We start from the raw sequence: 8,287 nt of genomic DNA on the forward strand, positions 1-8,287 counted from the left end.
TTCCGGCCCGTCAGCGCGCAATCACTGGCACTTGGAATAGCCGCAGCTGCGGCAGGTCATGCAGCCTTCGATCATCTGCATGTCGTACTGGCCGCAGCTGGGGCAGGCCTTGCCGCGTGATTCGCCCGCGTTGACCACTTGTGCCTGGGGGTCGGATTTCAGGCCCATCCCCTCGCCTTCCAGAAAGCCGATGGCGACCATGTGCTGTTCGATCACGCCGCCGATCGCGGCCAGGATCGAGGGGATGTATTTACCCTTGACCCACGCCCCGCCGCGCGGGTCGAACACGGCCTTCAGCTCTTCGACCACAAAGGACACGTCGCCGCCGCGCCGGAACACGGCCGAGATCATCCGCGTCAGCGCCAGTGTCCAGGCGTAATGTTCCATGTTCTTGGAGTTGATGAACACTTCGAACGGGCGGCGGCGCCCCGAGATGATGATGTCGTTGATGGTCAGATAGATCGCGTGCTCGCTGTCGGGCCATTTCAGCTTGTAGGTCGACCCTTCGAGCGATTGCGGGCGGTCCAGCGGTTCCGACATGTAGATGACGTCGCCGTGGGGGCGCTGAGGTTCGGCGTCAGTTTTTGCGATGACAGTAGGCTGTCCCGATTGAGCTATGAGTTGCTCCGTGTTTACCTCGAGAGCTTTCGCAATTTTTTGCAATGACTCTAATGTTGGTGACTTCCCTTCTGCCTTTATTGAATGCACGTAACCCGCGCCCAATCCCGCATTCAAAGAAAGCGCCCTGTCAGACAGGCCCTTAGGCCCTGCGATCGCACGAATTTTTTCGTATACTGTTAATGCGTCTTGTTTGTTATCAGAAACACTCAAAACGCTCCCCGTCACGTCATTGGGGCGATAGGTCGTGCAGCCTTTGCAGCCCTGATCCCAGGCCTGCATGTAGACGTCCTTGAAGGCGTCAAAGCTGATGTCCTCGGGGCAGTTGATGGTCTTGGAAATTGAGCTGTCGATCCATTTCTGCGCCGCCGCCTGCATCCTGACATGATCAAGGGGTGTCAGGGTCTGGGCATTGACGAAATAGTCGGGCAGCGCCGCGTCGCCGAATTTGTCGCGCCACATCTGAACGGCGTAATCCACCACCTCTTCCTCGGTGCGCGAGCCGTCTTTCTGCAGCACCTTGCGGGTGTAGGCATAGGCAAAGACTGGCTCGATCCCCGACGACACGTTCCCGGCATAAAGCGAAATCGTGCCGGTGGGCGCAATCGAGGTCAGCAGCGCGTTGCGGATGCCGTGTTCGCGGATCGCGTCGCGCACGTCATCGTCCATGGCGCGCATGGTGCCGCTGGCCAGGAATTTTTCGGCATCGAACAGGGGGAACGCGCCTTTCTCCTTGGCCAGATCGACCGACGCCAGATAGGCGGCGCGGGCAATGGCGTGCAACCAGCGTTCGGTCTGGTGCGCCGCCTCGTCCGAGCCATAGCGCAGGCCCAGCATCAGGAGCGCGTCGGCCAGCCCGGTGACGCCAAGGCCGATGCGGCGTTTGGCCTGCGCCTCGGCGGCCTGTTCGGACAGCGGGAATTTCGACACGTCCACCACGTTGTCCATCATCCGCACGGCTGTCGCCACCAGATCCCCGAGCGCCGCGGGGTCCAGTTCCGCGTTCGCCTCGAACGGGTTGGTGACCAGCCGCGCCAGGTTGATCGAGCCCAGCAGGCAGGCCCCATAGGGCGGCAGGGGCTGTTCGCCGCAGGGGTTGGTGGCGGCGATGGTTTCGACATAGCTGAGGTTGTTGGCCTGATTGATGCGGTCGATGAAGATCACGCCCGGTTCGGCATAGTCATAGGTCGCCTGCATGATCTTGTTCCACAGATCGCGCGCCTGCACGGTGTGATAGATCTTGTTGTCGAAGACCAGCTCCCACGGGCCGTCGGCCTTGACCGCCTCCATGAAAGCGTCGGTCACCAGCACCGACATGTTGAACATGCGCAGGCGTGCCGGGTCGGATTTGGCGGTGATGAACTGTTCGATATCGGGGTGATCGCAGCGCATGGTCGCCATCATCGCGCCGCGACGCGAGCCCGCGGACATGATCGTGCGGCACATGGCGTCCCACACATCCATAAAGCTGAGCGGGCCCGAGGCATCTGCCGCCACGCCTTTTACATCCGCGCCGCGCGGGCGGATGGTCGAGAAATCGTAACCGATGCCGCCGCCCTGCTGCATGGTCAGCGCGGCCTCTTTCAGCATGTCGAAGATACCGCCCATGCTGTCGGGGATGGTGCCCATAACGAAGCAGTTGAACAGCGTCACCTGCCGCGCGGTGCCTGCGCCTGCGGTGATGCGCCCGGCGGGCAGGTATTTGAAATCTTCCAGCGCCTCGAAGAATTTATCCTCCCAATGCGCGGGGTCATTCTCGACCCGCGCGAGATCACGGGCGATGCGCCGCCAGCTGTCTTCAACCGTCTGATCGATAGGGGTGCCATCCGCCTGTTTGAAGCGGTATTTCATATCCCAGATCTGCTCGGCGATGGGGGCGGCAAAGCGGCTCATGTGTGATTCCCTGTTCCGGAAGAGGTATCCAGATTAAACCTATTGTGAGGCTCGCCACAATAGGTTGATGAATTCTGTTGCCGGGCTACAATATGAAGTCGGGCCTTGGGACGACTCTGTGGGGAAGTTGTGGATAAGTACATCAACCTGATCAAGCTTTCGGTCGGCTCGGAAAGCGTTGACACGCTGGACGAGTGGCAGCGCACGCGCGCAGCGCAGACCGAGGACGGGTTGCCGCGCCATGTCACCCGCATGTGGCCCAAGCGCGAGACCGAGATATTGAACGGCGGTTCGATCTATTGGGTGATCAAGGGTCTGGTGCAGTGCCGCCAGCGCATCCTGCGGCTGGACGAGGTGATGGGGCAGGACGGCATCCGCCGCTGCGCCATCGTGCTGGAGCCGGACCTGCATCGCACCCAGAGCGCGCAGAAACGCCCGTTTCAGGGCTGGCGTTACCTGAAGCCCGAGGACACGCCGCCCGACCTGCCCAGAGGGCGGGTGCAGGACGATGCGCTGCCGGACGAGTTGAACCGGGCGCTGGCCGAGATTGGCGTGCTGTAGGGCAGACGCCCGTCAGCGCAGCTTGTCGATCAGGGCGGTCAGGGTCTTTTTGTCCTGGCCTTCGCAATGCGCAACGCGGCTGCGCCACAGCGTGGCCTGCGATTTGAGAACCAGACCGTCCGCCAGGATCTTGAGATGGTTGGCGCGCAGCGTCTCGCCGCTGGAGGTGATATCGGCAATCGCCTCGGCGGTTTCGTTCTTGACGGTGCCTTCGGTCGCGCCCTGGCTGTCGACCAGCGTGTAATCGGCGACACCGGCCCCGTTCAGGAACTCGCGCACCAGGCGGTGATACTTGGTGGCGATACGCAGGCGGTGACCGTGCGAGCGGCGAAAGGCCGAGGCCGCCGCGTCCAGATCATCGAGCGTATCCACATCGACCCAGCAGGCCGGAACCGCGACCACCAGATCGGCCTGACCAAATCCGAGCGCGGCCACGTGTTCAAGCTGCTGTTCCCAGCGAGGCAGCTTTTCGTGGATCAGGTCGGTTCCGGTGACGCCCATGTGTATGCGTCCCGCCGCCAGTTCGCGGGGAATTTCCCCGGCGGACAGCAGCACCAGCGACACCCCGTCGATGCCATCGACGCGACCGGCATATTCGCGGTCGGCCCCGGCCCGGCTGAGCGAGACGCCCCGCTTTTCGAACCATGCAAAGGTCTTGTCCATGAGCCGGCCCTTGGAGGGGACACCCAGTTTCACGCTCATGCCGCGGCCTCCTCGATCTCGAGCATCAGGTCGGGGCGCAGCACGCCGCCGATGGCGGGGATTTCCTTGCCATTGCCCAGATGCCGCGTCAGCGCGTCATAGCGCCCGCCGGTTGCGACGGGCGGCAGGTCGGGACGGCCCTCGGCATAGAAGCCAAAGACGAAACCGTCGTAATACTCCATCGAGGTCCGGCCATAGGAGGCCTCGAAATCCAGCCGGTCGACATCGACGCCGCGCGCCGCAAGGGCCTTGATCCGCGCTTCGAGCCGGTCGAGCGCCGGGGTGATCTGCGGCAGGTCCACCGCCACGTCACGCAGGCGCTCCAGCGCAAAGGGCATGGTTTCGCGCACCGCCATCAGAGTTTCCAGACCGGCGATCTCATGATCCGAGATCGGACCCGCCGCCTTGTCCGCGCGCAGCGCCTCGATCCGCTCGGCGATCTCGGCCGCGCCGCGCTTGCCGATGGCCGGAGCGTCGCAGGCCATCGGATTGGCCGAGGCCAGCAGCGCCGTACGGCTTGCCGGTTCCGCAGCCCGTCCGGAAAAGCGGTCGATCAGCGCCCGGAACCGCCGGGGCCGCCACAGGTGGCGCATCAGCGCGGCCTTGCGCCGTTCGGTCGTGTTCAGCCCCTGAACGGCGGCGATCAGGATGCCGATATCGCCGGTGGCCGCCCGCAGGGGCAGCCCGCGCAGTTGCAGGGCAAAGAGCGAGAACACCTCGGCATCGGCTGCCGCCGGGTCCTCGCGGTCGAACACCTCATAGCCCACCTGCACGTATTCATTGGCGCGGTCGGGGTCGAGTTCCTGACGGCGGAACACCTCGCCCGAATAGGTGTAGCGGGCCGGTTCGGCGCCGTCGTTCATATGCATCTGCACCACCGGCACGGTGAAATCGGGGCGCAGCATCTGTTCGCCCCGCAGCGCGTCTGAGGTGACATAGGCGCGGGCGCGGATATCCTCGCCGTAAAGGTCAAGCAGCAAATCCGCCGGTTGCAGCAGCGGCGGGTCGACCACCTGCGCGCCGGCGGCCTCGAAACGCACGCGCATCATCGCGGCGCGGGCCTGTATCTGGGACCGGTTCGGCATCGTCAGCCCTGCCCGTCGAGGATTTCACGCACCTTGGCGACCAGGTCGGCGCGCGGCACCTCGAACTGGCTGGGGCGTTCTTTCCATTCCTCCAGCGTGGCGCTTTCGGCGATCTTGGCGCCAAGGATCAGGTCCTTGATCTGCACGATGCCCTTGGCCTTTTCGTCGCCGCCTTCGATCACCGCGACCGGAGAGTTGCGCTTGTCCGCGTATTTGAGCTGATTGCCGAAGTTCTTGGGGTTGCCCAGATAGACCTCGGCCCGGATGCCGGCGTTGCGCAGCTCGGCCACCATCGCCTGATAGTCGGCCATGCGGTCGCGATCCATGACGGTGACGACGACGGGGCCATGTTCAACGGCCTGCATCCGGCCCTTTTCGCGCAGGGCCGCCAGCAGCCGGTCAACACCGATGGACACGCCGGTTGCGGGCACTTCCTGTCCGGTGAAGCGCTTGACCAGATCGTCATAGCGCCCGCCACCCGCGACCGAGCCGAATTGCCGCTTGCGGCCTTTCTCGTCGAAGATTTCAAAGGTCAGCTCGGCCTCGTAGACCGGGCCGGTGTAATAGCCGAGGCCACGGACGACGGAGGGGTCGATGACGATGCGGTCGGGGCCGTAACCCTGGGCGGCAAGGAGGTCAGCGATCTGTTCCAGTTCAGCAATCCCATCCGCCCCGATCTTGCTGTCACCCACCGCAATGCGAAGGTTGGCCAGTGTTCCGGCGGTGTCTGCGGCTTTCGACGTCAGGAAGGCGATGACCGGCTCGGCCTGATCATCGCCAAGGCCGACACCGTCGATAAACGCGCCCGACGCGTCCAGACGACCCTTGGTCAGCAACTCGCGTACACCCTGTTCACCTACCTTGTCGAACTTGTCGATAGTGCGGAGGACATTGTCACGGGCAGCTTGATCATCGCCAAGTCCCATCGCCTCCAGCACACCATTCAATACCTTTCGGTTATTCACCCGGATCAGGTAATCCCCACGGGGAATTCCAACCTCTTCCAGCGTGTCGGCCAGCATGGCGCAGATCTCGGCGTCGGCGGCCATCGAGGCGGTGCCGACCGTATCGGCATCGCATTGATAGAATTGACGATACCGCCCCGGTCCCGGCTTCTCATTCCGCCAGACCGGACCCATCGCATAGCGGCGATAAGGCGTCGGCAGGTCGTTGCGGTGCTGGGCATAGACGCGGGCCAGAGGCGCGGTCAGGTCATAGCGCAGCGCCATCCAGTCGCCCTGCCCGCCGTCGTCAAACTCCTGCCACGCGAAGACGCCCTCGTTCGGGCGGTCCACGTCGGGCAGGAACTTGCCCAGCGCCTCGACGGTTTCCACCGCGCTGCTTTCCAGCGCGTCAAAGCCGTACCGATGGTAGACGCCTGCGATGGTTCGCAGCATCTCGGCGCGCTGCGTGACTTCCGAGCCGAAATAGTCGCGGAACCCTTTCGGCGTCACGGCCTTGGGGCGGGGCTGTTTCTTGGGCTTGGCCATTTGGGGCGTCCTTGCGGATATTCCTGTTTCGCGCGCGGTCTAGCCGATGGTCCACGCAGGGGCAAGGCAATGCGCTGCCGCAGGCCCGCATGTCGGGTCATTCCCCTGGCCGTTCCGTCAGATTTCGCGGAAATCCCCAGACCGCCCCCTGCCCGAGGCAAACCGCGCCGCGCCCGCGCGCCCCTCGGCTGTGAATGCGGCGGCCGAGCGCCATTCGCGGCGCAGGGCGGCGGCCAGATCGGCGGGCGGCATCCGGGCCGACAGGTGATCGGCGCGCAGACAGGCCTGCGGAAAGCGGGCGAGATCGCGGGCCAGATCCTGCGCCACCGCCAGAGCCTCGCCCTTGGGGCAGGTCCGGTTGGCAAAGCCCAGGGCCAAAGCCTCGGCGTCGTCGACGGGGCGTCCGGTGAGGATCAGGTCGTTGGCCCGCCCCTGCCCCAGAATCGCGGGCAGCCTGACGGTGCCGCCGTCGATCAGCGGCACGCCCCATCGGCGACAGAACACGCCAGTCACCGCGCCCTTGGCCATCACCCGCAGATCGCACCACGCGGCCAGTTCCATGCCGCCCGCCACCGCCGGGCCTTCGATGGCGGCGATGACCGGTTTCGAGAGCATCAACCGCGACGGCCCCATCGGGCCGGGGCGCGGGTCATGGATCGGGTCGGTCCAGCCGGCGGGAATGTCCAGCGAGGAAATCCAGCCATCTGCCTGCCCCGATCCGGCCGCCTTGAGATCGAAGCCCGCGCAGAAATAGCCGCCCGTGCCGGTCAGAATGGCGACTTGTTGCGTCTCGTCCGCCTCGAAGGCGAGAAACGCAGCGTAAAGCGCCCGCGCCGTGGCGGGATCGACCGCGTTGCGCGCCTCGGGGCGGTTGAGGGCGATGGTGGTGATCGGCCCGGTGATGTCTGTCAGAATGGTCATGGCGGTCCCCTCCTGCTTTTCAGCCTTGCGTTGGGTGGCGGGGCTGGCAAGTGTGACGTCGCGCCTGTATGAGCGGGGGCAGCACAATCAGGGGGCCAGCCGATGCAGCATCTCGAGGAACAGATCGCGCACCTGACGCGCAGCGTCGATGACCTGAGCGCCGTGGTCGCGCGCCAACAGGCCGAGATCGACCGGCTGACCCGCCGTGTCGAGATGCTGATGCAGCGCGAGGCCGCGCGCGAGCAGGAAGGATCGGGCGGGATCGTTCTGGGCGACGAACGCCCGCCGCATTACTAAGCAAGGAACTCAGCCCCTATGACAGGCTGAGAACCTTGCGTTGCCACAAACCAGTCATTGACCAGTCGCGCTTGCCGCGTAATCGAGCGGCAAACCCGTCGAGGGCGTCCCCAAGCTGATCGTCAAACCAAAGTTCCAGGGCATTGCGCGGCAGCATGGCCTTGTTGTGCTGGAAGGCCGTGACGCAGGTTCCACCCTTGCCATCGGGTTCAAGCGTCACGTCGAACTCTCCATCGGTCAGTCGATGGTTTTTCGCGCTGATGTTTCCGGAAAATCGATAGCGATAGTGCCGTGGCGCTTCGCTGTTCAGAACGGTCTGCCGCTGGTGCTGAAATATGGACGGACCCATCGTGTAGTAAACGTCGAAACTATTCGGGTCGTCGGGAACGGGTCTGGCCTCGTGCAGGACAGGATTCCAATTTGGCTCAGTTCCATGATCAGCTATTGCAAATGCACTCCAAACTTCCTCGACAGGGCGGTTTACGCGCACGCGCCGTTTGGATTTCCAATCCAGACCAAAGCGAAATCGATCCAGCACGACCCCGTAGGTGACGGAAATGAAGGTCAGCAATATCACGAGGCTGATAATCCCGGTCATCGCCGCAGGCAGTTCAAAAAGATCCACCATCGATTGCGCCGGATTGAACGTTTCATTGAAAACAAGCCAAAATGGCACGATTTCGACCATCATGCGCATGCGGCGGAATATCAGGATGAAGA

8 protein-coding genes are annotated in these 8,287 nt (G+C 63.8%); 2 read left to right on the forward strand and 6 right to left on the reverse strand.

Features of this window, described 5'->3' with window-relative positions; genetic code table 11:
• Positions 1–21: 21 nt before the first annotated feature.
• Positions 22–2,511, reverse strand: coding sequence for an adenosylcobalamin-dependent ribonucleoside-diphosphate reductase (locus AC2FNB_RS04840; protein ID WP_496744828.1), 2,490 nt, complete (start codon positions 2,509–2,511; stop codon positions 22–24).
• A gap of 129 nt (positions 2,512–2,640) precedes the next feature.
• Here AC2FNB_RS04840 and AC2FNB_RS04845 point away from each other — a divergent pair, with 129 nt between their 5' ends.
• Positions 2,641–3,072 (forward strand): DUF1489 family protein, encoded by a 432-nt coding sequence (locus AC2FNB_RS04845; protein ID WP_480747782.1) that lies wholly within the window; start codon positions 2,641–2,643, stop codon positions 3,070–3,072.
• Positions 3,073–3,084: 12 nt separating this feature from the next.
• Here AC2FNB_RS04845 and hisG read toward each other — a convergent pair whose 3' ends face one another.
• The 4 genes from hisG to AC2FNB_RS04865 form a co-directional block, all read right to left on the reverse strand.
• The gene (hisG, locus tag AC2FNB_RS04850) at positions 3,085–3,774 is read right to left on the reverse strand and encodes an ATP phosphoribosyltransferase (RefSeq protein ID WP_480747783.1); all 690 of its coding nucleotides are present in this window, start codon (positions 3,772–3,774) and stop codon (positions 3,085–3,087) included.
• Entirely contained in the window at positions 3,771–4,859 is a 1,089-nt protein-coding gene (locus AC2FNB_RS04855; RefSeq protein ID WP_496744830.1) for an ATP phosphoribosyltransferase regulatory subunit, read from the reverse strand. Before AC2FNB_RS04855 ends, hisG begins: the two co-directional genes overlap by 4 nt.
• Before the next feature lie 2 nt (positions 4,860–4,861).
• Positions 4,862–6,349, reverse strand: a complete 1,488-nt coding sequence (gene hisS / locus AC2FNB_RS04860; RefSeq protein WP_496744832.1) for a histidine--tRNA ligase — start codon at positions 6,347–6,349, stop codon at positions 4,862–4,864.
• 117 nt (positions 6,350–6,466) lie between these two features.
• Entirely contained in the window at positions 6,467–7,270 is an 804-nt protein-coding gene (locus AC2FNB_RS04865) for a crotonase/enoyl-CoA hydratase family protein (protein ID WP_496744834.1), read from the reverse strand.
• A 102-nt stretch (positions 7,271–7,372) separates the two neighbouring features.
• On the opposite strand from AC2FNB_RS04865, the gene AC2FNB_RS04870 reads away from it, so the two are divergent.
• The gene (locus AC2FNB_RS04870) at positions 7,373–7,567 is read left to right on the forward strand and encodes a SlyX family protein (RefSeq protein WP_480747787.1); all 195 of its coding nucleotides are present in this window, start codon (positions 7,373–7,375) and stop codon (positions 7,565–7,567) included.
• A gap of 16 nt (positions 7,568–7,583) precedes the next feature.
• Here AC2FNB_RS04870 and AC2FNB_RS04875 read toward each other — a convergent pair.
• On the reverse strand, positions 7,584–8,287 hold a 704-nt coding region (locus AC2FNB_RS04875), incomplete at its 5' end, for an SRPBCC family protein (protein ID WP_496744836.1).

Source organism: Ruegeria sp. BHSB058 (assembly GCF_059613285.1).